Here is a 23,145-nt window from a genome sequence, read left to right as displayed (position 1 = left end):
GGGTGTCGCCGGCCCGGGTGCCGCCCGCCTGGGTGTCGCCGGCCGGGTCGGATGCGTCGTCGAGGGGAGCACTCATGCACCCGAGTGTGCCCGACCTCCCGCAGGTTCTGCGGGGATTGCCCGGCGGGAGACGTTTCACGCCGAAACCCCGTCCCACGCGCCGGGGCGCGACAGACTGAACCGGAACATGTTCCAGCGGCGGCCTGGGGCACCGAGGAGACGAGACAGCGATGTACGAGTGGTCCGAGACCGATCTGATGATCCGGGAGGCCGTGCGGGGCTTCATCGCCAAGGAGATTCGTCCGAATCTCGATGCCCTCGAGAGCGGGGAGATGCCGCCCTATCCGATCATCCGTAAGTTGTTCGCGGAGTTCGGGATCGACACGATGGCCGCCGACGGCGTGGAGAAGATGCTCGCCAGGCAGCGGGCGCGGGAGTCGGGCGCTTCGGAGACCTCGGCCGGGTCGGGCGGGTCGGGCGGGTCGGGTGGGTCGGGCGGGTCGGGCGGAGCGTTCGAGGGCCAGGACTCGTTGATGGCGGTGGTGATCAGCGAGCTCGCGGGGGCCTGCATGGGCCTGGTGTCGGCGCTCGGGGTGAGCATCGGGCTGGGCGCCACGACCATCATGTCGCGCGGGACGTTGGCCCAGAAGGAACGCTGGCTGCCGGGCATCGTGACCATGGCGAAGGTCGCGTCGTGGGCCATCACAGAGCCGGACTCGGGTTCCGACGCGTTCGGCGGGATGCGGACCTACGTGCGGAGGGACGGCGACGACTACATCCTCAACGGCCGCAAGACGTTCATCACCAACGGCCCGCACGCCGACGTGATGATCGTCTACGCCAAGCTCGAGGAGGGCGCGGCGGCGGGTGCCGACGACCGCGACGCCGCGGCAGCCAAGCGTGACCGCAAGGTCCTGACATTCGTCCTGGACGCGGGGATGGACGGCCTCACGCAGAGCGCGCCGTTCAAGAAGATGGGCCTGCACAGCTCCCCCACCGGCGAGTTGTTCTTCGATGACGTCCGGCTCGGCCGTGACCGCCTGCTGGGGGAGACCGAGGACCACCGCGGTGGCGACGGGCGGGAGTCCGCGAAGTCCAGCTTCACCGCCGAGCGCACCGGTGTGGCGATCATGGCGCTGGGAATCATCCAGGAATGTCACCGGCTCTGCGTGGACTACTCGCGCGAGCGCACCCTCTGGGGCCAGGAGATCGGACGGTTCCAGCTGATCCAGCTCAAGCTGGCCCGGATGGAGGTGGCCCGGATCAACGTGCAGAACATGGTGTTCCACTCCATCGAACGGGCCCGCGCCGGAAAGCCCCTCACACTGGCCGAGGCGTCGGCGATGAAGCTCTATTCGTCCGAGGTCGCCACCGAGGTCGCGATGGACGCGGTGCAGCTCTTCGGCGGCAACGGATACATGGCGGAATACCGGGTCGAGCAACTCGCCCGGGATGCCAAGTCGCTCATGATCTACGCCGGTAGTAACGAGATCCAGGTGACCCACATCGCCAAGGGGTTGCTGGGTCGCTGATCGTCCGGGGGGTCGACGCCCGCTGACCCGCTCGGGGCCTCCGGACGCCGTCCGGCCCCGGTGGCGGATACGACAGCTTTACGTACGTTGGAGATATGAGCACCACGAGCGATATCACACGACGCTCCGAGGAGATGACCAACGACAGCGGCGGGTTCCCGCCCCAGGAGCAGCGGCCCCCCGGGCTCAGCTCCGAGATGACCCCGGTGCCCGATCACGGGGAACAGACCTACCGCGGATCAGGCAGGCTCCAGGGGATGAAGGCCCTGATCACGGGCGGGGACTCGGGGATCGGGCGGGCCGCGGCCATCGCCTACGCCCGAGAGGGAGCCGACGTGGCGATCTCCTACATGCCGGAGGAGGAGTCCGACGCCCAGGACACCCGGGGCTGGATCGAGGACGCGGGCCGGCGGGCGGTACTCCTCCCCTGTGACCTGCGCGACGAGTCCCAGTGCCGTCAGATGGTCCGGGACGCCGCGGAGCAGCTCGGCGGACTGGACATCCTGGTGAACAACGCCGGCTACCAACACGCTCGCGGCGAGGGTCTGGAGACCATCGACAGCGAGAACATGGACCGGGTGTTCAAGACCAACCTGTACGCCACGATCTGGGCGAGCCAGGAGGCGCTGGACCACCTCGGCCCCGGGTCCTCGATCATCACGACCACGTCGGTCCAGGCCTACCAACCGGCCCCGCCGCTGCTCGACTATGCGGCCACCAAGTCGGCCCTGAACAACCTCACCGTCAACCTCGCCTCCGAACTCGGGCCCCGGGGCATCCGGGTGAACGCGGTCGCGCCCGGCCCCATCTGGACGCCGCTGCAGCCGGCCACGCAGCCCGGCGAGAAGCTGGAGGAGTTCGGTTCGGACACCCCGCTCGGTCGCGCGGGTCAGCCCGCGGAATGTGCGGGAGCGTTCGTCTTCCTCGCCTCGCCCGCCGACGCCGGTTACGTCTCGGGCACCGTGCTCGGGGTGACCGGCGGCAAGCCGGTCTTCTAGAGATGGCCGGCTCGACCCGCAGCACCCCCCTCGAGGACTACGCACTGCTGTCCGACCTGCGTACCGGAGCACTGGTGTCGCGGGGCGGGAGCATCGACTGGCTCTGCCTGCCCAGGTTCGACTCCCCCGCCGTGTTCTCGGCCCTGCTCGGCGGGCCCGAGGACGGCCGGTGGTGCCTTTCCGTGGTCGACGGCGAGGTGACCGATCGCCGGTACATCCCGGAGACCTTCGTGCTGGAGACGACCTGGCGGTCGCCGACCGGCACCGCCCGGGTGACCGACTGCCTCCTGCGCAGCGACTCCCAGGGGGACCTGATCCGCCGGGTCGAATGCCTCGACGGCGAGGTGACCGTCCAGCACGACCTCCGCCTCAGGTTCGACTACGCCCGGGCCACACCGTGGACCCGGGAGATCGCCAGGAACGGTCAGGACCGCGCGCTGCTGGCCCTGGCCGGGCCCGACGGCATCCTGGTCACCGGGCCGATGCTGCACTGGCCGGACGAGGACGACGGCTCCTCGCCCAGCGATGACACCCATGCCCGCGCCGCCGTGCGCGACGACGAATCCTCCCAGGAGGGTGGGCGCGCCCGGCGACTCGAGGGGCGGTTCGACGTCCGCGAGGGAGAGCGGCTGGACTGGGACCTGACCTGGTTCCCGTCCCACGAGGAGGTCCCCGGCCCTCCCGACGCCGACCAGACGATCGCGGCGACCATCCGCGCCTGGACCGACTGGGCCGCGCAGTTGGAGGTCGAGTGCGATCCCCGGCCGGAGGTGACCCGTTCGCTCCTGGTCCTGCGGGCGTTGACCAATCTGGACACGGGCGCCATCGTGGCCGCGCCGACCACCTCGCTACCCGAGTACTTCGGCGGCGAGAGGAACTGGGACTACCGCTACACCTGGCTCCGCGACGCCGCCTTCACCATCGAGGTCGTGGTGGCACACGGTCTCACCGAGGGCGCCGCGCTCTGGCGCGACTGGCTCCTGCGTGCGGTCGCCGGCGACGTCGACGACGTCAAGATCATGTACGGCGTCGGTGGCGAACGCCAGTTGATCGAGATGGAACTGGACCACCTCGACGGCTACGAGGACTCCCGGCCGGTGCGGATCGGCAACGGCGCGGCGGACCAGTACCAGGCCGACGTCGTGGGGGAGGTCATGATCGCCCTGCACGACCTGCGCGAGGCCGGCGTCCATGAGGACGAGTACACCTGGGGACTGCAGAAGGGGCTGCTGCGCTACGCGGAGAAGCACTTCGACCGGGAGGACCACGGGATCTGGGAGATGCGCGGGTCCACCCACCACTTCACCCACGGGCGGGCCATGATGTGGGCCGCGTTCGACCGGGGCGTCCGCGCGGTCGAGGAACACGGGCTCGACGGACCCGCGGAGCGGTGGCGCGAGCTCCGGTCCCGCCTGGCCGAGGAGATCGACGAGCACGGGTTCGACGCCGAGCTGGGCAGCTTCACCCAGACCTACGACAACACCGAGGTCGACGCCTCCCTCCTGCAGTTGCCCCACACCGGATTCCTTGACTACGACGATCCCCGGATGCTCGGCACGGTGGCGTGTATCGAACGTGACCTCGTCACCGAGGAGGGTTTCGTCCACCGCTACCGGGTCGACAGCGGGATCGACGGACTCGAGGGCGGCGAGTACCCGTTCGTCCTGTGCACCTTCTGGCTGGTCGAGCAGTACGCCGGGAGCGGCCGCGTCGACGAGGCCCAGACCCTCATGGAGACCATGGTGTCCCGGGGCAGCGACCTCGGCCTGTTCTCCGAGGAGTTCGATCCCGCATCCGGCCGCCTGGCGGGGAACTTCCCCCAGGCGTTCAGTCACATCGGGTTGATCCGGGCGGCCGACGCCATCCAGGCGGCCCGGAAGGGACGACAGGAAGGCGAACGATGACCACCTACGGATTCCACGCCTCGCACGAACAGATCTCCCCGGGCAGGTTGCTGCGGGACGTCCAGCAGGCCGAACGCGCGGGCTTCCGCATCGCGATGTGCTCCGACCACTTCTCACCCTGGTCCACCCGCCAGGGCCATTCGGGCTTCGCCTGGTCCTGGTTGGGTGCCGCGCTCGCCACCACCGGCATGACGTTCGGCACCGTCTGCGCGCCCGGCCAGCGCTACCATCCCGCCGTCGTCGCCCAGTCGTCGGCCACATTGGCCGAGATGTTCCCCGACCGTTTCTGGGTCGCCCTCGGCAGCGGCCAGAACATGAACGAGCACATCACCGGCGACAAGTGGCCGGACAAGGCCACCCGGCAGGCCCGCCTGGAGGAGAGCGTCGACGTCATCCGCCGCCTCCACCGCGGCGAGGAGGTCACCCACCACGGACTCGTCGACGTCGAGAACGCGCGGGTGTACTCGCTCCCGGAGACACCACCCCGGATCATGGGCCCGGCACTCACCCCGGAGACCGCCGCGCGGGCGGCGACCTGGGCCGACGGGCTCATCACCATCAACGACGATCCCGACTCGGTCCGGCAGATCGTCCAGTCCTATCGGACGGCCGGCGGCCGGGGGACGCTCGCTCTGCAGGTCCACGTGGCGATCGAGGACACCATGAGCCGCGCACGCGAGGTCGCCCGGGATCAGTGGCAGAACCACGCCGTGGACCCACCGGTCGCCTACGACCTGCCCACCCCGGAGGAGTTCGACCTGGTCGCCCGGTACATCCCGGACGAGAAGATCGAGGAGACCGTGATCGTCACCGACTCGGTCGATCACCTCGTCGGCCGGCTCCGCGAGTTCGAGTCACTGGGGTTCGACGAGATCTATCTGCACCACGTCTCCCAGGACCAGTCCGGTTTCCTCGAGTTGGCCGAGCAGGAGCTGCTCCCGGCCCTCGCCCGCGGTTGAGCTCGTCGGTGACGACCCTGCCGGTTCGCGGTTGCCGCCCCGCCGAGACGACGTAACGTCGCCGGTATGGCCACCGAGTTGTTGCACACGTACATGCAGGACCACCACGCCGGGGCCGCCGCCGGGGTGGACCTGTTCCGGAGGGTGGCCAAGGACCACGAGGACCCCGAGATCCGTGGGGTCGTCTCGCGTATCGGCGACGAGACCGAGGAGGACCTCCGCACCCTCGAGGAGCTCATGACGCTGGCGGGGACATCGCCGTCTGCCCTGAAGGACCTCCCGGCCCGGGCCGCGGAGAAGCTCGGTCAGCTCAAGCCCAACCAGCGATTCGCCGAGAGGTCGCCGCTCAGTGATCTCCTCGAGCTGGAGGCACTCACCATCGCGGTGCGGGGCAAGGAGCTGGGGTTCAGGGCCCTGCTCGAGATCGCCGACCCGCGTCTCCCCCGGCCCACCCTGGAGGCGCTGGTCGAGCGTGCGGTCGAGCACGGCAAGGAGCTCGAGAAACTGCGCCTGACGTGTACGGACGCGCTCCGCGAAAGCTGAACCCGGCTGCCTGCGCGGCGAGAGTCGACCCCCGCCGTGCGGGGGCCGACTCGTGTCTTCGAGGGCTCCGGGCCGAGGCCGGACCGTGCCCTCGCGCTGTGGAGCGCCCGGGGTCAGACCAGCTCGGCGGAGCCGATGAGTCCCGCGGCACCGTTGACGGCGGTGCGGATCACGCCGACGACCGCACCCAGGAAGTCCGTGCCGGCGTCGATGACACCGGAGCCGGTCGTGAAGGTGGTCGAGCCGAGCTGGAGGAGGCCGAGTCCTTGATCGATGCTGCCCATGATGTGATTCCTTTCGTCGTGTGACGACGGCGGGCCCGTCGCCATCCGGGCTCGTCGTCCGGATGGGTTCGGAATCATCCGGACCGAGGGGCCGACACCCACCGAGGGAGTGAGGGCTCCGCTCGATGTTGCCGGCAAATACACCGTAACAAAGCTGCCGCACAAATCCACCGCTCCGGGACGTCGCCCGTCCGTGAGCCGGTTGCCGACCGCGCACGCCCTCCGACGGATCGCTCCGGCAGGTCGGGCGTACCGTCGGGGGATGAGGTTCTCGCAGGTCGACGTCTTCTCCCACGTCCCGTTCCGGGGCAATCCCCTCGCCGTGGTGCACGACGCCGACGGGCTGTCCGAGGCGGAGATGGCAGCCATCGCCAACTGGACCAACCTGTCCGAGACGGCGTTCCTCCTCGAACCCTCCTCAGCCGAGGCCGACTACCGGGTCCGGATCTTCACCCCCGGGGCCGAGCTGCCGTTCGCCGGTCACCCCACGCTGGGTGCCTGCGCGGTGTGGCACTCGGCGGGTGGGCGGCCCCGGGAGCCCGGCAGGGCCGTGCAGGAATGCGGGATCGGACTGGTCACCGTCCGCGACGAGGGGGCCGGTGACTGGTCGTTCGCCGCACCGGAGCTGATCAGGTCGGGCCCCCTCGAGGAGTCGGAAGTGGCGCGACTGGCGTCGGGGCTGGGGCTGAGCCGCGACGACGTGGTGGACCACTCCTGGGTGGACAACGGTCCCGGCTCCTGCGCATTGCTGTTGCGCGACGCCGATGCCGTCCTCGCGGTCAGGCCCGACGTTCAGGCTCTCGACGGGGACCGCGTCGGGGTCGTCGGCCGCCACCCGACGGACCGGGAGGGCCCGGTCGAGGTCGAGGTCCGCTTCTTCCCCGTCTCGGCCGGGATCTCCGAGGACCCGGTGACCGGCAGTTTCCAGGCGGGGTTGGCCGTGTGGCTCACCGGCGACGGCACGCTGCCCCCGCGCTACACCGCCCGTCAGGGCACGGTGCTCGGCCGGGAGGGGCGTGTGGGGATCGCCGCCGGATGTGACGACGCCCCCGGCACAGGCATCTGGGTGACCGGCCACGTCGCGCACCTCGTGGCCGGCGAGATCCGGGCGGGTTGACCGGAACGCAGCAGCCCCCCGCCGGGTCGCGGAGCCGTTCAGCGCATCTCGCCCGCGCCCACGTACGGGTTGAGGCTGGTGGTGAGACGGCCCTCGGCGAATCGGGAGAGGCGGCAGTCCGCCGGGTCGACACCCGACATCGTCGTCGTCCCGTCGAGCAGCAACTCCGCGACCAGCCGACCGACCGCGGGCGCCATCTTGAACCCGTGCCCGGAGAAACCGACAGCCAGGAACAGCCCGTCGAGCGGTGAGGGGCCGATCACCGGGTTGTAGTCGGGTGTGGTGTCGTACGCCCCGACGTAGCTGCCGGTGATCGAGGGGTCAGGCATGCCCGGCAGGCGGTGCATGAGCCGCTCCACGACCTTCTCGACGGTCGAGGTGTCGGCCCGGTTCGAGTAGGCGTCGGGATCGAGGTACTGCGGTGAGTGGTGGTCGGAGTTGCCGGCGAGGATCTCCCCGTTCGGTTCGCGGCACAGGTACTGCAGGCCCACCAGGTCCGACAGCGTGGGGACGTGGTGCAGCGGTTCACCCTGATCGACCAGCACCAGCTGCGCACGTTGGGCCCGGACGGGGATGTCCAGACCGACGGTGGCGCCGAGCTGCGGCGCCCACACCCCGGTCGCCAGGATCACCTGCTCGGCGTACACGGTGGTGCCGTCGGCGAACTCCGCTCCGACCACCCGGTCACCACGCCCCCGCACCAGCGCCGTGACCCGGGTGCTCTGCCGGACGCGGACCCCACGTCGGCGGGCCGCGGCGGCGAAGGCCATCCCCGTCATGTACGCCTCCCCGCGACCACCGCGAGGCTCCCACGCCGCCGCCGCCACGTCGCCGACGTTCAGCCCGGGCCACAACTCCGCCATCCGGTCCGGTGAGATGATCTCGGTCTCGATGCCCAGGCTCTGCTGCATGGCCACGTTCGCCCGGAGCGGGATCACGTTCTCCTCGCCCACGATCACGGCGTAGCCGCACTGACGGAACGCCATGTCGTCGCCCAACAGCTCGGTCGCGTTCTCGAACACCGGGATGCTGTGCCAGCTCAGGGCCGCCATGGTGGGCGAACCGTAGTGGCAGCGGACGATGCCGCTGGATTTGCCCGTCATCCCGGAGCACAGGGTGTCCTTCTCCACCACGAGCACGTCGGTCTCGCCGCGCTCGGTCAGGTTCCAGGCGATCGACAGCCCCTCGAGGCCACCGCCGATGACGAGGAATTTCACCGTGTCGGTCCGTTGAGCTGTATCGGTCAGGTGCGCTGTGTCGGTCATGGGGATCACTCTCTCGAGGTGCGTGGTGGTCAGGACGCGTCGGTCGCGGAGGTGTCATCGCAGGTGAGCAGGTCGGCGAGGACGTCGGCCAGGGCCTCGGCGCCCCGCTCGGCGTCGGAGTCCTCCACGTGCTCCTCCGGGGAGTGCGACACCCCGGAGGGGTTGCGGACGAACAGCATGGCGGTGGGGACGTGCGCGGCCAGGACACCTGCGTCGTGGCCGGCCCCAGTGGCCAGGACGGGGACGCCCGGCAGGTCGTCGAGCAGTCGGTCGCGGAACGCCGGGTCGAAGGACACCGAGCCGCTGAGCGACTCCTGGACGATCGTGCTCTCGCACCCCTCGTGTGCGGCCGCCATCGAGGCCGCCTCCGTGATCTCGTGGACGATCCGCGCGGTCACGGCGTCGTCGGGGTGCCGCACGTCCAGCCAGAGGTCGACCCTGGAGGCGATGACGTTGGTGCCGCCGGGGGTGGGCACGATCCGACCGACGGTGGCCCTGGCACCCCGGTACACGCGGGAGATCCGGCGGACGTCGAGGACGGTGCGGGAGGCCGGGATCATCGGGTCGCGGCGGTCCGCCAACAGCGTGGTGCCGGCGTGGTTGCCCTGGCCGGTGAAGGTCACCCGCCAGCGCCCGTGGCCGATGATCGACGAGGCCACCGCCACCGGGTTGCCCAGGTCGATCAGACCTCGGCCCTGTTCCACGTGGAGTTCCACGAATCGGCCGATCCGCCGCAGCGCCTCCTCGTCACGCCCCAGGCGCGCCGGATCCAGCCCGTTTGCCACGCACAGCTCGGCGTAGGTGGTGCCGTCGTCGTCGGTCAGTCCCGCGGCCGTGGCCGGGTCCATCACCCCGGTGAGCAGCAGCGATCCCAGGCACGCCCGGCCGAACCTCGACCCCTCCTCCTCGGGGAAGACGGTCAGCGCCAGGGCCCGCCGCGGCCGCAGACCCCGGGCCCGGAGACGGTCGACCGCCACCAACGCCGAGGCCACGCCGAGAGGGCCGTCGAAGGCCCCTCCCCCGGGCACGGAGTCCAGGTGACTGCCGGTGACGACCGCGCCCTCCAGTGGATGGCCGGCCGGATTCCACCAGGCCCAGATGATCCCGTTGCGATCGGTCTCGGTGTCCAGGCCGCGGGCGGCCGCCTCGGCCAGGAACCACTCGCGCAGCTCCACCTCGGCCGCGGAGTAGACGGGGCGGCTGTATCCGCCCCTCGTCGGGTCGGTCCCGACGCCCGCGATCGCGGACATCAGCGAGGTGACGGTGGTGGTGACCGATGTGGTCATGACGGGCTCCTCGGGGTGCGGGAGGGTGGGGACGGTACGGGGGCGCCACGGCCGCGGTGGGGCGTGGGGAACGGGGCGCGGTGCGCTGTGCGCTGTGCGCTGTGACGAGAAGCGCCGTGAACGGGGCGCCGGAGGAGGTGGTGTCGTGAGTGGTGGTGCGGTGAGTGGCGGTGCGGTGAGTGGTGGTGCGGTGAGTGGTGGTGCCGCGGCTCCGCGGAACCGGGCGGGTCAGCCGTCGACGCCGTCCGGGTAGGCGGTCACCGAGAGGAACCGGATGGGTAGTTCGAGCATCGCCACCGGGCCGTGGACGCCCTCGCCGTCGAGGAGCAACGAGTCGCCCGGGCGGAGTCGGTACTCGGACTCGGCATGGTGGTAGATCATGTCGCCGGAGAGCATGTAGAGCAGCTCGGTGCCCGGGTGCTGGAAACGGGGATGCGCCTCCGACTCGGCGGTCAGGGTCACCAGTACCGGCTCGATGCGCTTGTTGGATCCCCGTAGCGCCCCGAGCAGCTCGTAGTCGTGGCCCGCCGAGGTGCCGCGGCCGACGATCGTCGCGCCCTGCCCGTCAGGGGTGAACACCGCGTCACGTCTGGTGTCCGCGCCGCGGAGCAACGAGGTCACCGGGACGTCGAGTCCGGTGGCGAGTTTGGCGAGCATGTTCAGCGAGCACGAGGTCTGCGCGTTCTCGATCTTGGACAGCATGGCCTTGGAGATGCCGATCCGCTGGGACATCTCCGCCACCCCCAGGCCCTCGGCCAGGCGCAGCCTGCGGACGTGGAAACCGATGATGCGCTCGAGATCGTTGCCGGTGGGCACGTCCTCCGGGAGCTCACGCGGAGTCGCCTGGTGGACGACCCTCCGCGCGTCATCCCGGCCGACTCCCATGCCCTCGACGGTAGTCATCGTCTCGTCGCGGTGGAAGTGGGCACCCGTCGCCGGCGCGGGCCCGGTCGCGGTCCGGTCGTCCGACACGACGGTCACCTACAGCTCCCGTCCCGCGCGGCCGGGGATCCAGTCGGTCCCGGCCAACGGCACCCGCGCCATCGCGGCGGCCTCCATCGTCAACGCCACCAGGTCGTCGGGCTCCAGGTGGGTCAGGTGGGACTTTCCGCAGGCCCGGGCGATGGTCTGCGCCTCCATCGTGAGCACGTGCAGGTAGTTGGCGAGTCGCCGACCGGCGGCCTCCGGGTCCAGCCGGCGTGCCAGTTCGGGGTCCTGCGTGGAGATCCCGGCCGGGTCGCGGCCGTCCTGGAAGTCGTCGTAGAACCCCGCCGCCGAGCCGAGTGCGCGGTACTCCTGCTCGTACCGGGGGTCGTTGTCCCCGAGCGCGATCAGTGCCGCCGTCCCGATCGCCACCGCGTCCGCGCCCAGGGCCATGGCCTTGGCCACGTCCGCGCCCGAGCGGATCCCGCCGGAGACGATCAGCTGCACCTTCCGGTGCAGGTCCATCTCCTGGAGGGCCTGCACGGCCTGCGGGATCGCGGCGAGGGTGGGGATGCCCACGTGCTCGATGAACACGTCCTGCGTGGCCGCGGTTCCGCCCTGCATGCCGTCCACGACCACCACGTCCGCACCGGCCTTCACCGCGAGCTTGACGTCGTAGTAGGTGCGGGTGGCGCCGACCTTGACGTACACCGGCTTCTCCCAGCCGGTGATCTCGCGCAGCTCGAGGATCTTGATGGCGAGGTCGTCGGGGCCAGTCCAGTCCGGGTGTCGGCAGGCCGAACGCTGGTCGATCCCCTTGGGCAGGGTCCGCATCTGCGCCACCCGGTCGGAGATCTTCTGCCCCAGGAGCATGCCGCCGCCACCGGGCTTGGCGCCCTGTCCCAGGACCACCTCGATGGCGTCGGCCTTGCGCAGGTCGACGGGGTTCATCCCGTAGCGCGAGGGCAGGTACTGGTAGACGAGCCTCGAGCTCTGGCCGCGCTCCTCCGCGGTCATCCCGCCGTCGCCGGTGGTCGTGGAGGTGCCCGCCGCGCTGGCCCCGCGACCGAGGGCCTCCTTGGCCTGCGCCGACAGGGCCCCGAAGCTCATCCCGGCGATGGTCACGGGGATGTCCAGGTGGAGGGGTCTCGAGGCGTGCCGGGTGCCCAGGGTGATGTCGGTTCCGCAGCGTTCGCGGTATCCCTCGAGCGGGTACCGGGACATCGAGGCGCCAAGGAACAGCAGGTCGTCGAAGTGCGGCACCGTGCGCTTGGCGCCCCAGCCGCGGATGTCGTAGATCCCGGTCGCGGCGGCGCGCTGGATCTCGTGGATCACCGGACGGGGGAACGTGGCGGACTCGCGCAGGGTCGGGTCGACGGTTCCTGTCGGGATCTGCGGGGGGGATGCCTGGTCGGTTCGGGTGTGTCCGTCGAAGGGCATGTCTGGCTCCTGTCGGGGAGGGTGGCGGGGCGGTCAGTAGGCGGAGGCGTTGTCCACGTCGAAGCTGTAGAGGGTGCGGGCGGAGCCGTAACGCCGGAACTCCGCAGTCGAGATCCCGGTGACGCCCGCCCGGTCGAGCAGCTCCCCGAGCTCGGTGTGGTGCTCGGACCGCATCTCCTTCTCGACGCAGTCGGCGCCGAGGGACTCGACCCGGCCCCGCACGTAGATGTGGACCTCGTAGAGGGAGTCGCCGAGGGCGTCACCGGCGTCGCCCAGGACGACCAGGCGCCCGGCCTGCCCCATGAAGCAGCTCATGTGGCCGATCGAACCGCCGACGACGATGTCCACCCCCTTCATCGAGATCCCGCACCGGGCGCCGGCGTCCCCCTCGATCACCAGCAGCCCGCCGTGGGCCGTCGCCCCGGCGGACTGGGAGGCCGACCCGGTGACCCGCACCGTCCCGGACATCATGTTCTCGGCCACCCCGACCCCCACGTTCCCGTTGACCGTGACGAGGGCGCCGTCGTTCATCCCCGCGGTGTAGTACCCGGTGGGGCCGTCGATCACGACCTCGTCCGGCTTCTCGAGGCCCACGGCGAGCGCGTGGGCCCCCCTGGGACCTGTGAGCAGGTACCTGCCGGTGCCGTCGGAGGCCTGGAGGATCCTGTTGGTCTCACGCAACCCGGTCTCCCGGACGTCGATCACGTGCGGGGCGGTGGTCGACGCCTCGCCGAGGGGGCCATGTGCCTGGTGGTCGAGGTCCTGCGGGGTGACGGCCTCTGCCGGCGTGATGGTCATCGTTCTTCCTTCCTGGTGGGGGTCCGCGGTGCTGTGTGGCGCCCGGGGGTGGGTTCAGCGGCGCCAGTGGTACACGCGGCCCGGCTCGGGCTCGAAGAGGTGCGCCTCGTCGATACCCGGCAGATGCGCCATCGCCCGGTACTCCGAGGCCATGGCCACGTAGCGGTCGGTCTCGGCGATCACCGCGGGCTTGCAGGCGATCGGGTCACGCACCACCGCGAACTCGTCGGCGGTGGACACCAGCAGGGTGTAGAAGCCGTCGAGGACGCCGGCCATCTCCGCCAGCGCCTGGTCGATCCCGGCCCCGAGGGCGATCTGGGCCGCCACGAACCGCGCGGCGACCTCGGTGTCGTTGAGGGTGTCGCAGTGGATGTCGCGGCGGGCCAGTTCGCGGCGCACCGAGGCGTGGTTGGAGAAGGATCCGTTGTGGACGATGCACTGGTCCGGACCCACGGAGAAGGGGTGCGAACCGGCCGGGGTGACGGCGGACTCGGTGGCCATGCGGGTGTGCCCGACGCCCTGCCATCCCGAGGCCCCCGGTAGGCCGAAACCCGCGGCCAGGTCCAGCGGCAGGCCGACGCCCTTGAGGACGGCGAACTCGCTGCCCAGGCCGACCAGGACCACCTCCGGGACCGCGCTTCGAACGGCGGAGGCCAGGGTCTCGGGGTCGGTCCCGGCGGACAGGAGCACGGTGGCACCCAGCTCGCGTCCCGACACCTCGCAGCCCAGGTGGGTGCCGACACGCGAGGCCAACGCCGGCGCGTCGACGCCGTCCGCCAGCACGGTGACGGTGGCCGATCCCGCCGGGGTCCAGTCGGGGTTGCCGTAGACGGCGACGCCGGCCGAGTCCGAACCGCGGTCGGTCATCTCTCCGAGCATGGTGGTGAGCAGGTCGCCGAGCCGGGGTTCGAGCTCCGGGTCGCGCAGGTGGAGTCCGACGATGCCGCACATGGGGTTCTCCTGGTGTTATCGGGTTGAGGGGATGGAGCCGGGCGACCGGAGGGCCGCCCCGCGCGTCACAGCGCGGTCAGGTACTCGTCGATCTCCCACTGGGTGACGGTGTTGTGCCAGGAGATGAACTCCTCGCGTTTGAGGTCGGCGTAGTACGCGGCAACCCCGTCGCCACCGATGTCCAGTGCGGCGCGGACGACCTCGTCCCGGCCCATCTCCTCCACGGCGTGCAGCAGGGTCGGCGGCAGGGTGTGGGTGGCCTCGCCGACCGTGGCCGGCACGCCGGGGTCGAGTTCCCGCCGCACGCCGTCGAGGCCCGCGGCCAGTTGCACCGCCACGGCCAGGTAGGGGTTGGCCGAGCCGTCGCCTCCCCGGAGCTCGACGCGATTGCCGTCGGGGACGCGCAGGTAGTGCGTGCGGTCGTTACCGCCGTAGGTCGCGTCGGTGGGCGACCAGGTGGCCCCCGACGCGGTCGTGCGCGCCCCTATACGTTTGTAGGAGTTGATGGTGGGGCACAGCACCGCGTGCATGCCGGCGGCGTGGGTGAGGACGCCGGCGATGAACGAGTACGCGGTGGGCGAGAGCCCCAGTCCGTACCGGTCGTCGCCGACCGCGGGGAACACCGGGTGTCCGTCGCGCCAGAGGGACATGTGCAGGTGCATCCCCGATCCGGTGCGGTCGGAGAACGGCTTGGGCATGAAGGTGGCGATCATGTCCCGCTGTTCGGCCAGCATGGAGATGATGTAGCGCAGCGTCATGACCCTGTCGGCGGTGACCATCGCCTCGTCGTAGGCGAAGTTCTGCTCGAACTGCCCGTTGCCGTCCTCGTGGTCGTTGGCGTAGTTGGCCCAGCCGAGCACGTTCATCGCGTCCGAGACCCCGGCGAGGTGCTCGAACATCCGGGTCACGCCCCGGGCGTCGTAGCACGGGTGGGACTCGTCGTCCTTGGGATCGGCGGTGCACAGCGACCCGTCGGCGTTCTTCCGGACCAGGAAGTACTCGACCTCCGCCCCCACCTTGAGCTCGAGGCCGTCGGTGGCCGCGTCGGCGAGCATCCGTCCCAGGATGACGCGCGGCGCGAAGCGCCACGGCTCCCCGCTCACCCAGGGGTCGCAGTGCACCAGGGCCAGTCCGGGCTTGATGAAGTCGAGGGTGGTGAAGGAGCGGGCGTCGGGGACGACGAGGAGGTCGGGGTCCCTGGGCTGTTGGCCGATCGCGTCGGCGGCGTACCCGGCGAAGCCCAGCTCCCCGGCCTCCAGTTGGTCAACCGCGGAGGCCGGGACGAGCTTGGCGCACGGCTTGCCCCGGAGGTTGGTGAACACGGCCAGGACGAATCGCGTCCCGGTGTCCGCGACCATCCGGGCGAGGGTGCCGGGCGCGCTCTCGGCCTCCCGGGTGGCGTCGAGCGTCGGGAACGACGACCGCCTGCTCTCGCCGTTCGCACGGTCGGCGACCCCGACGGAGGGGTCTGCGGTGACTGTCATGACGTCTCCTGATCCGAGGGTTTCTGCGTGGTGGTCATAATGTACTGCTGTTAAACCCGCGGGTGGTTACCGCGATGTAACGGGTTGCGTGAGGCGAAAACCTCTCTGGAAGTGCAGCTTCCACCCAGGCTTCGGACCAGGGCGCGGTTCGCCCCCGCGGCGGTAACCGAATGGAAACGATCGCGGTACCTGCCAGTAAGCAACACCGGATCACACTGTGAAACGCACGGTCCCCACGTCGCCCCGCACGGGAGTGGCCTCACAGAGAAGAGAGAAAGATGGACGTAGCCATAGCGGCGGCCGACACCGCCTGGGTGCTCGCGGCCATGGTCGCGGTGGCCTTCATGGTCCCCGGCCTGGCCCTGTTCTACGGCGGCATGGTCAGCATCCGCAGCACGCTCAACATGATGATGATGACGATCGGCGCGGTCGCCGTGATGGCCGTGCTGTGGGTCCTCATCGGCTACTCGCTGACCTTCGGCGACTCGGTCGGGGGCGCCGGTGTGCTGGGCGATCCGCTCGAGTACCTGGGCCTGAGGGGCATCATGGCCGAGCCCGAGACGCCAGGCCTGCCGCCCGCCTTGTTCGCCGGGTTCCTCCTGCTCTTCGCGGGGATCACCGTCGCCCTCGTGGCCGGCGGCGTGGCGGACCGTATGCGCTTCTCCACCTGGCTGGTCTTCGCCATCGTGTGGCCGGTACTGGTGTTCTTCCCCGTGGCCCACTGGGTGTTCGCCTTCGACTCCGACGACGGGTCGGTCACGGGTGGGTGGATCGCCAACAACCTGGGGGCCATCGACCTCGCGGGCGGCACCGCCATCCACATCAACGCCGGTGTCGCGACGCTCGCGCTGGTGCTCGTGCTCGGTCGACGAGCCGGCTTCCCCACGATCAGCAGACCGCACAGCGTTCCCCTGACGTTCCTCGGCGCCGGCATGCTCTTCGCCGGCTGGATCGGCTTCAACGCCGGCTCCGCCGTCGCCGCGGGCAACACGGCCGCGGTGGCCGCGCTCAACACCGTGGTCGCCGGACTGTGTGGCGCACTGGCCTGGATGATCACCGAGCAGGTCCGCGCCAAGCACCCCACGACTCTGGGAGTGGCCTCCGGGCTCGTGGCCGGTCTGGTGGGCATCACCCCGGCCGCCGCCGCGGTCAGCCCGCTCGGTGCCATCGCGATCGGCCTGATCTGCGGCGTGGTCTGCCACTACGCGGTGGGCCTGAAGTACCGCCTCGGCTACGACGACTCGCTCGACGTGGCCGGGCTGCACATGGTCGCGGGCATCATCGGCACGCTGCTCATCGGTGTGATCGCCGATCCCGCCTCCCCCGTCGGCGAGGCCGGACTGCTGTTCGGCGGCGGGTTCGGGCAGCTCGGGGCCCAGGCCCTGGCGACGGCGGCGGTGTTGGCCTACTCCTTCACCGTCACGCTGCTCATCGCCTTCGTCCTGGACAAGACGATGGGCCTGCGGGTCACCGAGGAGGACGAGCGGGAGGGCCTGGACAAGGCCTACCACCGCGAGATGGCCTACTTCCAGGACGCGCTCGAGGGCGACGGGCTCGGCACCGACGCCGTGGTCGTCACAGGGAAAGAGGAGCCGGAGGCGGCCACCGCGGCCCCGCCCACCTCCTCGACCTAGTCAATCCGATCGACCGTTCCACCCGAACAGTGACGAGGAGGCGGTCCCGCGTGGGACCGCCTCCTCGTCGTCGTACCGGGTTCTCCGGCCGGTTCTAGCGGCCCACCCCGACCGGCTGCTCCTTGAGCGCGCCCAGGATGTCGTCGACACGGTCCTTGGCGTCGCCGAACAGCATCTGCGTGTTGTCGCGGAAGAACAGCGGGTTCTGCACGCCGGCGTATCCGGCGGCCATGGACCGCTTGAACACGACCACATCGGCGGCCTCCCACACGTGGAGCACGGGCATGCCGGCGATCGGGCTGCCCGGGTCCTCGGCGGCGTCCGGGTTGACGGTGTCGTTGGCGCCGATCACCAGGACCACGTCGGTGTCGGCGAAGTCGTCGTTGATCTCGTCGAGCTCGAACACGATGTCGTACGGCACCTTGGCCTCGGCGAGCAGCACGTTCATGTGCCCGGGCAGACGACCGGCGACGGGGTGCACGGCGAAGCGGACGTCGACACCCCGCTCGCGCAGGGTGCGGGTGAGATCGGCGACGGGGTACTGCGCCTGCGCCACGGCCATGCCGTAGCCCGGGGCGATGATCACCTTCGAGGCGCCCGCCAGCAGCTCGGCGGCGCCGGCGACGTCGATCTCGCTGTGCTCCCCGTGGTCCTTGCCCTCGCCCGAGGCGGCCTCGATGCCGAAGCCCCCCAGGATGACGGAGAAGAACGACCGGTTCATGGCCTTGCACATGATGTAGGACAGGTAGGCGCCCGACGAGCCGACCAGTGCGCCGGTGACGATGAGCAGGTCGTTGCCGAGCAGGAAGCCCGTCGCGGCGGCGGCCCACCCGGAGTACGAGTTGAGCATCGAGACCACGACCGGCATGTCGCCGCCGCCGATGCTGGCCACGAGGTGCCAACCCAGGGCCAGCGCCAGCACCGTCACCAGCGCGAGCATCCACAGTGCCGGGCTGATGACGAACGCCGTGGTGAGCGCGATGAACGCCACCAGGATCCCGGCGTTGATGAGGTTCTTGCCCGGCAGCACCAGCGGCGCGGACTTCATCTTCCCCGACAGCTTGAGGTAGGCCACGATCGAGCCGGTGAAGGTGATGGCGCCGATGAACACGCCGATGAACACCTCCGCGTGGTGGATGTCCAGCAGCGAGCCGGTGAGCTCACCGTGCAGTTCGGGCTCGAGGTAACCGTTCCAGCCCACCAGCACGGCGGCCAGGCCCACGAAGGAGTGGAGCAGGGCGATCAACTCGGGCATCTCGGTCATCTGCACCCGGCGGGCGCGCAGCAGCCCCAGGGTCGCGCCGATGAGCACCGCCACCACCATGAGGACGATCCCGATCGTGGCGGGCTGGTGGTCGATCACCAGCGCGACGGTGGCCAGGAGAGCCAGCGCCATGCCGGCGATACCGAAGCTCAGGCCCCGACGGGCGGTCTCGTGCTTGGACAGGCCGGCCAGGGACATGATGAACAGCAGCGCGGCGACGAGGTAGGCCGCGTTGGCGGCGGTCACGAGTGACATCTCCTCAGGCTCCCTTCGAGAACATGCCGAGCATGCGGCGCGTCACGGCGAAGCCGCCGAAGACGTTGATGGACGCGACGAGGATCGCGATGGTGGCCAGGACCAGGCCGGCGGTGTTGTCGATCCCGATCTGCAGGAGCGCGCCCACGACGATCACACCGGAGATCGCGTTGGTCACCGACATGAGCGGTGTGTGCAGCGCGTGGTGGACGTTGCCGATCACGTAGTAGCCGATCACGATCGCCAGGACGAACACGGTGATGTGGCGCGGGATGTCACCCGGCGCGACGGCCGTGAGCAGGAGCAGCAGCGCCATTCCGGTGGCGATCAGTCCGAGCCTGGCCCCTGCCGAGAGCTTCTTCTTCTCCGGGCGCGGCTCGAGCGGCGCGGCGGCGGCCGCGGCGGGGGCGGCGCTGACCTGCACCGGAGGGGGCGGCCACATGATCTCGCCACCCTTGGCCACGGTCACCCCGCGTTGGACCACGTCGTCCAGATCCAGCGCCCACCGCCCGTCCTTGTCCGGGGTGACGAGCTTGGTCAGGTTGACCAGGTTGGTGCCGTACAACTGCGAGGCCTGTGCGGGCAGGCGACCGGCGAGATCGGTGTACCCGATGATCGTCACGCCGTTCTCGGTCACCACGACCTCGTCGGCGACGCTGCCCTCGACGTTGCCGCCCTGGGCGGCGGCCATGTCCACGATGACCGAGCCGCGCTTCATCGACGCCACATCCGCGGCGGTGAGCAGGCGCGGGGCCGCCCGGCCCGGGATCAGCGCGGTGGTGATGACGATGTCCACGTCGGCCGCCTGGGCCGAGTACAGGGCCGCGGCGGCGCGGTCGTAGGCCTCGCTGGTGGCCTTGGCGTAGCCGTCCGTGGAGACGACCTTCTCCTCGTCCGGGACCTCGACGGGCAGGTATTCGCCGCCGATCGACCCCACCTGGTCGGCCACCTCGGGCCGCGGATCGGTGGCGCGGACGATCGCCCCGAGGCTGCTGGCCGCACCGATCGCCGCCAGACCGGCGACCCCGGCCCCGGCCACCAGCACCTTGGCCGGCGGGACCTTGCCCGCCGCGGTGACCTGTCCGGTGAAGAACCGGCCGAAGTGGTGGGCGGCCTCGATCACCGCGCGGTAGCCGGCGATGTTGGCCATGGAGCTGAGCACGTCCATCGACTGGGCCCGGGAGATCCGCGGAACCGCGTCCATCGCCAGTGCGGTGACCCCGCGCTCGGCCAGGACGGACAGCAACCGCTCGTTCTGGGCGGGCGCCAGGAGTCCCACGAGGGTCGCACCGGACCGCATCCGGGCCACCTCGGACTCCGTGGGCACCGCGACCTTCAGCACCACGTCGCCCGACCAGGCCACGTCACCGGAGACCAGGTCGGCGCCGGACTCGGCGTAGGCCGCGTCGGAGAACTCTGCGCGGGTCCCCGCCCCGTTCTCCACCACGACCCGGTAGCCCAGGCCGATCAACTTGGCGACGGTCGCCGGGGTGGCGGCCACCCGCCTCTCCGCGGGATCGGACTCGGCGACCACGCCGATCACCGAGGGGGCGTCCGCGGTGTCCCGGATGTCGGTCTCCGGGGTCATATCGGGGATCTCTTCGAGGCTCGAGGCCATGTGGGGGTTCCTTCGACAGCGTTGTGGAGAGCCGACGCGCGTGCACCGACCCAGACAATGTCCGTTCATTACATCGTGTTCGGGACCCGGGGTGGGATCGTCCGCTGATCGCGTCGGGCACCGATGGGGATCCGAGCTGTGGGATGCGGGCTCACGGGTGGCGCGGGCGAGAGGGTGATCTCTGCTCCGTCCACCATGAGGACGTTGCTCTCCGGTCCGTCGGCATGGTGGCGCCGACCTCCGGGAGAACTTCTGCGTGAGCCTACGTCACGCCGATGATTGAACCCGATTCAGGTGACGTGTGCAACGCCCGGGCCCCACCCCCCGGCCCGAAATGCGAAGAGCCGGCCTCTCGGCCGGCTCACGGGTGCACCCTGGGCTGCACTCGGCTGGTGGGCGAAGGGGGACTTGAACCCCCACGTCCCGAAGGACACTGGCACCTGAAGCCAGCGCGTCTGCCATTCCGCCACTCGCCCGAGTAACGCCCGAATACGTTAACACGCGCCACACCGGCCGTACCAATCCGCTGGTGGAGCCTCACTCCGCGATCCCCGGGGATGCCGGACACGTGCTTCGGGCCGCCCCCGCCTCTATGATCGACCGGATGCCGCCGACACGCGCGGCGACCGGACGTCCGGACACGTACCAGGGAAGAGGAGGCGCTCGTGGGAATCGTCGGCAAGTTCGAACGCACACTCCAGGGCGCGGTCGGGGACGCCTTCGCCCGTCTCTTCGGCGGCAAGGTGGTGGCGGCCGAGGTGGAGGCGCAGCTGCGGAAGCAGTCCGAGGCCTCTCTCAAGGTGGTCGACGGTCACCTGCTGGTCTCCAACAGCTACACCATCACCCTCGCCCGGTCGGACTACGCGTCCTTCACGGAGGACGAGGCCCTGGCCGTCAAGACCTTCTCCCGCCACCTCTCGGACCACATCGCCGAGCAGGGGTGGGAGACCTACGGCCCCGTCACCGTCACCTTCGTCGAACGCGACGACCTCCACACCGGGCAGATGCGGATCAACGGGGTCGTGGACCCCGACGCCGTCCCGTTCCACATCTCGGCCGCCGCGCCGGCACCGGCACCGGGCCATCCGGCTCCGTCGTCGCCGTCCCCCGCGTCGCCGAGCGCCAGTCAGGAGAAGAACCCCATGCAGGCACCCGCCTCCAACTACCCCGTCGCCACGCGGTCCGGGTCCGCCGGCCAGAACACCGGCTGGGGTGGTCCGTCCGACGCCCCCACGCAGATCACCCAGGGTCGCGCCTCGCTCACGGTGACGCTGCACCTCGAGGACGGTTCCGGGCGCACCTTCCGCCTCCAGCGCGGGTCCAACCTGCTCGGACGCGGCCAGGACGCGGCCTTCCGCCTCCCGGACACCGGGGTGTCCCGGCAGCACGCGGACATCCGGTTCGACGGCCGCGAGGCGGTCCTCACCGACCTCGGCTCCACCAACGGGACCACGGTCAACGAGGGCCCGGTGCAGGACTGGCAGCTGGCGGACGGCGACGTCATCCGCGTCGGACACTCGGAGATAACCGTCCGGTTCGACTAGCCTCGACAGGCATGGACCCCCGGGAACCTCCGGGGGCGATCACACGTTGCCCGAGGTGACCTGACCGGAGAGGGGAGGACCGAACTCGTGCAGGGACTCGTCCTACAACTCTCGCGTGGCCTCCTCCTGGTGCTGTTGTGGCTGTTCATCTACCTCGTCCTGCGGGCGCTGAAGACCGACGTCTTCGGCAACGTCGGGATGCGGTCGGGCGGCCAGGGTGAGCGCCGGGGCGGCTTCCTCGGCCGCGGCACCAAGGCGATCCGCCACCTCGTCGTCACCCAGGGCGCCCTCGCCGGGACCCGCATCACGCTGTCCGAACAGCCGGTCCTGCTCGGCCGGGCCGACTCGTGCACCCTGGTGATCGACGACGATTACGCATCCAACCAACACGCCAGGCTGTCGCCCCACGGGCCGGACTGGTTCCTGGAGGACCTCGGTTCGACCAACGGCACCTATCTGGACAGGACGCGGGTGACGACCCCGGTCAAGGTGGCCGCCGGCACGCCGATCCGGATCGGCAAGACCGTGATCGAGCTGCGCGCGTGACCCCCGCGCTCAGTTACGCCGCCCGCTCCCACACGGGGATGGTGCGGGACAACAACGAGGACTCCGCGTACGCCGCGCCCCGGGTCCTCGTGCTGGCCGACGGCATGGGTGGCCACGCCGCGGGCGAGTTGGCCAGCCAGATCATGGTCGCGACCCTGGCCAAGCTCGACGAGGACCAACCGGGGTCGGACCTCGCCGGCGCGCTCAGCCGGGCCATGCACGAGGGCAACCAGGCGATCGCCGCGCACGTCGAGGCGCATCCCGAGGCCGAGGGCATGGGCTGCACCCTCACCGCCCTGCTCTTCGACGGCCGGCGCATGGGACTGCTCCACGTGGGCGACTCGCGCGCCTACCTGCTCCGCGACGACGTCCTCACGCAGATCACCAAGGACGACACCTTCGTCCAGTCGCTCGTCGACCGCGGCGAGCTCACCGCCGAGGAAGCGCACGTGCACCCGCGGCGCTCGCTCATCCTCAAGGCGCTCACCGGAGATCCCGTCGAGCCCACCACCGCCGTCCGGGAGGCACGGGTCGGCGACCGCTACCTGCTGTGCTCGGACGGCCTGTCCGACCCGGTGAGCGCCGAGACCATCGCCGAGACCCTCGGGACCGGGTCCGCCGACGCCGCCGCCGAGCGGCTCGTCCAGCTCGCGCTGCGGTCCGGTGGCCCCGACAACGTCACGGTCGTGGTGGCGGACGTCGTGGACTCCCCCCGCGGCGGCACGGTCGTGCCCGTGGTCGTGGGCGCGGCCTCCACCGACGAGCCGGGGGAGATCGCGGTGCACGCCGACACCGCCGC

General features: G+C 70.5%; 20 protein-coding genes and 1 tRNA gene. 10 read left to right on the top strand and 11 right to left on the bottom strand.

Translation table 11 applies throughout. The annotated features are described in order from the left end of the window. Positions 1–230: 230 nt before the first annotated feature. The 5 genes from G6031_RS03535 to G6031_RS03515 all read left to right on the top strand — a co-directional run bounded on the left by G6031_RS03535 (position 231) and on the right by G6031_RS03515 (position 5,936). On the top strand, positions 231–1,532 hold the full coding sequence (locus G6031_RS03535; RefSeq protein WP_182652456.1) for an acyl-CoA dehydrogenase family protein: 1,302 nt from the start codon (positions 231–233) through the stop codon (positions 1,530–1,532). Positions 1,533–1,666: 134 nt separating this feature from the next. Beyond that, on the top strand, positions 1,667–2,530 hold the full coding sequence (locus tag G6031_RS03530; protein WP_241737164.1) for an SDR family oxidoreductase: 864 nt from the start codon (positions 1,667–1,669) through the stop codon (positions 2,528–2,530). A gap of 2 nt (positions 2,531–2,532) precedes the next feature. Next, the gene (locus G6031_RS03525) at positions 2,533–4,434 is read left to right on the top strand and encodes a glycoside hydrolase family 15 protein (RefSeq protein WP_182652454.1); all 1,902 of its coding nucleotides are present in this window, start codon (positions 2,533–2,535) and stop codon (positions 4,432–4,434) included. Then, the gene (locus G6031_RS03520; RefSeq protein ID WP_182652453.1) at positions 4,431–5,393 is read left to right on the top strand and encodes a TIGR03885 family FMN-dependent LLM class oxidoreductase; all 963 of its coding nucleotides are present in this window, start codon (positions 4,431–4,433) and stop codon (positions 5,391–5,393) included. Before G6031_RS03525 ends, G6031_RS03520 begins: the two co-directional genes overlap by 4 nt. A gap of 66 nt (positions 5,394–5,459) precedes the next feature. Further along, positions 5,460–5,936 (top strand): hypothetical protein, encoded by a 477-nt coding sequence (locus tag G6031_RS03515; RefSeq protein ID WP_182652452.1) that lies wholly within the window; start codon positions 5,460–5,462, stop codon positions 5,934–5,936. Positions 5,937–6,049: 113 nt separating this feature from the next. On the opposite strand, the gene G6031_RS03510 is transcribed toward G6031_RS03515, so the two are convergent. Beyond that, a complete protein-coding gene (locus tag G6031_RS03510; RefSeq protein ID WP_182610057.1) occupies positions 6,050–6,220 on the bottom strand; it encodes a hypothetical protein in 171 nt (56 codons plus the stop codon). Between the two features lie 262 nt (positions 6,221–6,482). Between G6031_RS03510 and G6031_RS03505 the strand changes: the two genes are divergently transcribed. Further along, entirely contained in the window at positions 6,483–7,337 is an 855-nt protein-coding gene (locus G6031_RS03505; RefSeq protein ID WP_182652451.1) for a PhzF family phenazine biosynthesis protein, read from the top strand. A gap of 38 nt (positions 7,338–7,375) precedes the next feature. On the opposite strand, the gene G6031_RS03500 is transcribed toward G6031_RS03505, so the two are convergent. The 7 genes from G6031_RS03500 to glnT all read right to left on the bottom strand — a co-directional run bounded on the left by G6031_RS03500 (position 7,376) and on the right by glnT (position 15,359). Then, positions 7,376–8,602 carry an FAD-binding oxidoreductase gene (locus G6031_RS03500; protein WP_182652450.1) on the bottom strand — a complete coding sequence of 409 codons (1,227 nt, stop codon included), beginning with the start codon at positions 8,600–8,602 and terminating at the stop codon, positions 7,376–7,378. Between the two features lie 29 nt (positions 8,603–8,631). After that, on the bottom strand, positions 8,632–9,888 hold the full coding sequence (locus G6031_RS03495) for an allantoate amidohydrolase (RefSeq protein ID WP_182652449.1): 1,257 nt from the start codon (positions 9,886–9,888) through the stop codon (positions 8,632–8,634). A gap of 228 nt (positions 9,889–10,116) precedes the next feature. Next, positions 10,117–10,773, bottom strand: a complete 657-nt coding sequence (locus tag G6031_RS03490; RefSeq protein WP_182615852.1) for an XRE family transcriptional regulator — start codon at positions 10,771–10,773, stop codon at positions 10,117–10,119. Between the two features lie 96 nt (positions 10,774–10,869). Next, on the bottom strand, positions 10,870–12,252 hold the full coding sequence (locus tag G6031_RS03485; RefSeq protein ID WP_241731028.1) for an FMN-binding glutamate synthase family protein: 1,383 nt from the start codon (positions 12,250–12,252) through the stop codon (positions 10,870–10,872). A 33-nt stretch (positions 12,253–12,285) separates the two neighbouring features. Further along, a complete protein-coding gene (locus tag G6031_RS03480) occupies positions 12,286–13,050 on the bottom strand; it encodes a protein glxC (protein WP_206682129.1) in 765 nt (254 codons plus the stop codon). 54 nt (positions 13,051–13,104) lie between these two features. Further along, the gene (locus G6031_RS03475) at positions 13,105–14,001 is read right to left on the bottom strand and encodes a glutamine amidotransferase (protein ID WP_182652448.1); all 897 of its coding nucleotides are present in this window, start codon (positions 13,999–14,001) and stop codon (positions 13,105–13,107) included. A gap of 65 nt (positions 14,002–14,066) precedes the next feature. Further along, complete coding sequence (gene glnT / locus G6031_RS03470; protein WP_241737165.1) at positions 14,067–15,359, bottom strand: type III glutamate--ammonia ligase; 1,293 nt, start codon at positions 15,357–15,359, stop codon at positions 14,067–14,069. 404 nt (positions 15,360–15,763) lie between these two features. On the opposite strand from glnT, the gene G6031_RS03465 reads away from it, so the two are divergent. Next, complete coding sequence (locus G6031_RS03465) at positions 15,764–17,119, top strand: ammonium transporter (protein WP_182644009.1); 1,356 nt, start codon at positions 15,764–15,766, stop codon at positions 17,117–17,119. 94 nt (positions 17,120–17,213) lie between these two features. On the opposite strand, the gene pntB is transcribed toward G6031_RS03465, so the two are convergent. The 3 genes from pntB to G6031_RS03450 all read right to left on the bottom strand — a co-directional run bounded on the left by pntB (position 17,214) and on the right by G6031_RS03450 (position 20,732). Next, positions 17,214–18,638, bottom strand: coding sequence for a Re/Si-specific NAD(P)(+) transhydrogenase subunit beta (gene pntB / locus G6031_RS03460; protein ID WP_182652446.1), 1,425 nt, complete (start codon positions 18,636–18,638; stop codon positions 17,214–17,216). Positions 18,639–18,642: 4 nt separating this feature from the next. Beyond that, positions 18,643–20,226 carry a Re/Si-specific NAD(P)(+) transhydrogenase subunit alpha gene (locus G6031_RS03455; RefSeq protein WP_182652457.1) on the bottom strand — a complete coding sequence of 528 codons (1,584 nt, stop codon included), beginning with the start codon at positions 20,224–20,226 and terminating at the stop codon, positions 18,643–18,645. Between the two features lie 420 nt (positions 20,227–20,646). Further along, positions 20,647–20,732: transfer RNA gene (locus G6031_RS03450), tRNA-Leu, on the bottom strand. Between the two features lie 189 nt (positions 20,733–20,921). Between G6031_RS03450 and G6031_RS19160 the strand changes: the two genes are divergently transcribed. The 3 genes from G6031_RS19160 to G6031_RS03435 form a co-directional block, all read left to right on the top strand. After that, complete coding sequence (locus G6031_RS19160) at positions 20,922–21,800, top strand: DUF3662 and FHA domain-containing protein (protein ID WP_179524037.1); 879 nt, start codon at positions 20,922–20,924, stop codon at positions 21,798–21,800. Between the two features lie 87 nt (positions 21,801–21,887). Next, a complete protein-coding gene (locus G6031_RS03440) occupies positions 21,888–22,346 on the top strand; it encodes an FHA domain-containing protein (protein ID WP_107747200.1) in 459 nt (152 codons plus the stop codon). Continuing rightward, positions 22,343–23,145 (top strand): protein phosphatase 2C domain-containing protein (locus G6031_RS03435; protein ID WP_182652445.1); only part of this gene is annotated, 803 nt, incomplete at its 3' end. The genes G6031_RS03440 and G6031_RS03435, both read left to right, overlap by 4 nt.

Origin of the sequence: Dietzia sp. CQ4 (assembly GCF_014145125.1) — a bacterium.
Taxonomy (GTDB): Bacteria; Actinomycetota; Actinomycetes; order Mycobacteriales; family Mycobacteriaceae; genus Dietzia; species Dietzia natronolimnaea.
Note: the sequence above shows the minus strand (reverse complement) of the source record. Positions and strands in the feature narration are given on the sequence as shown.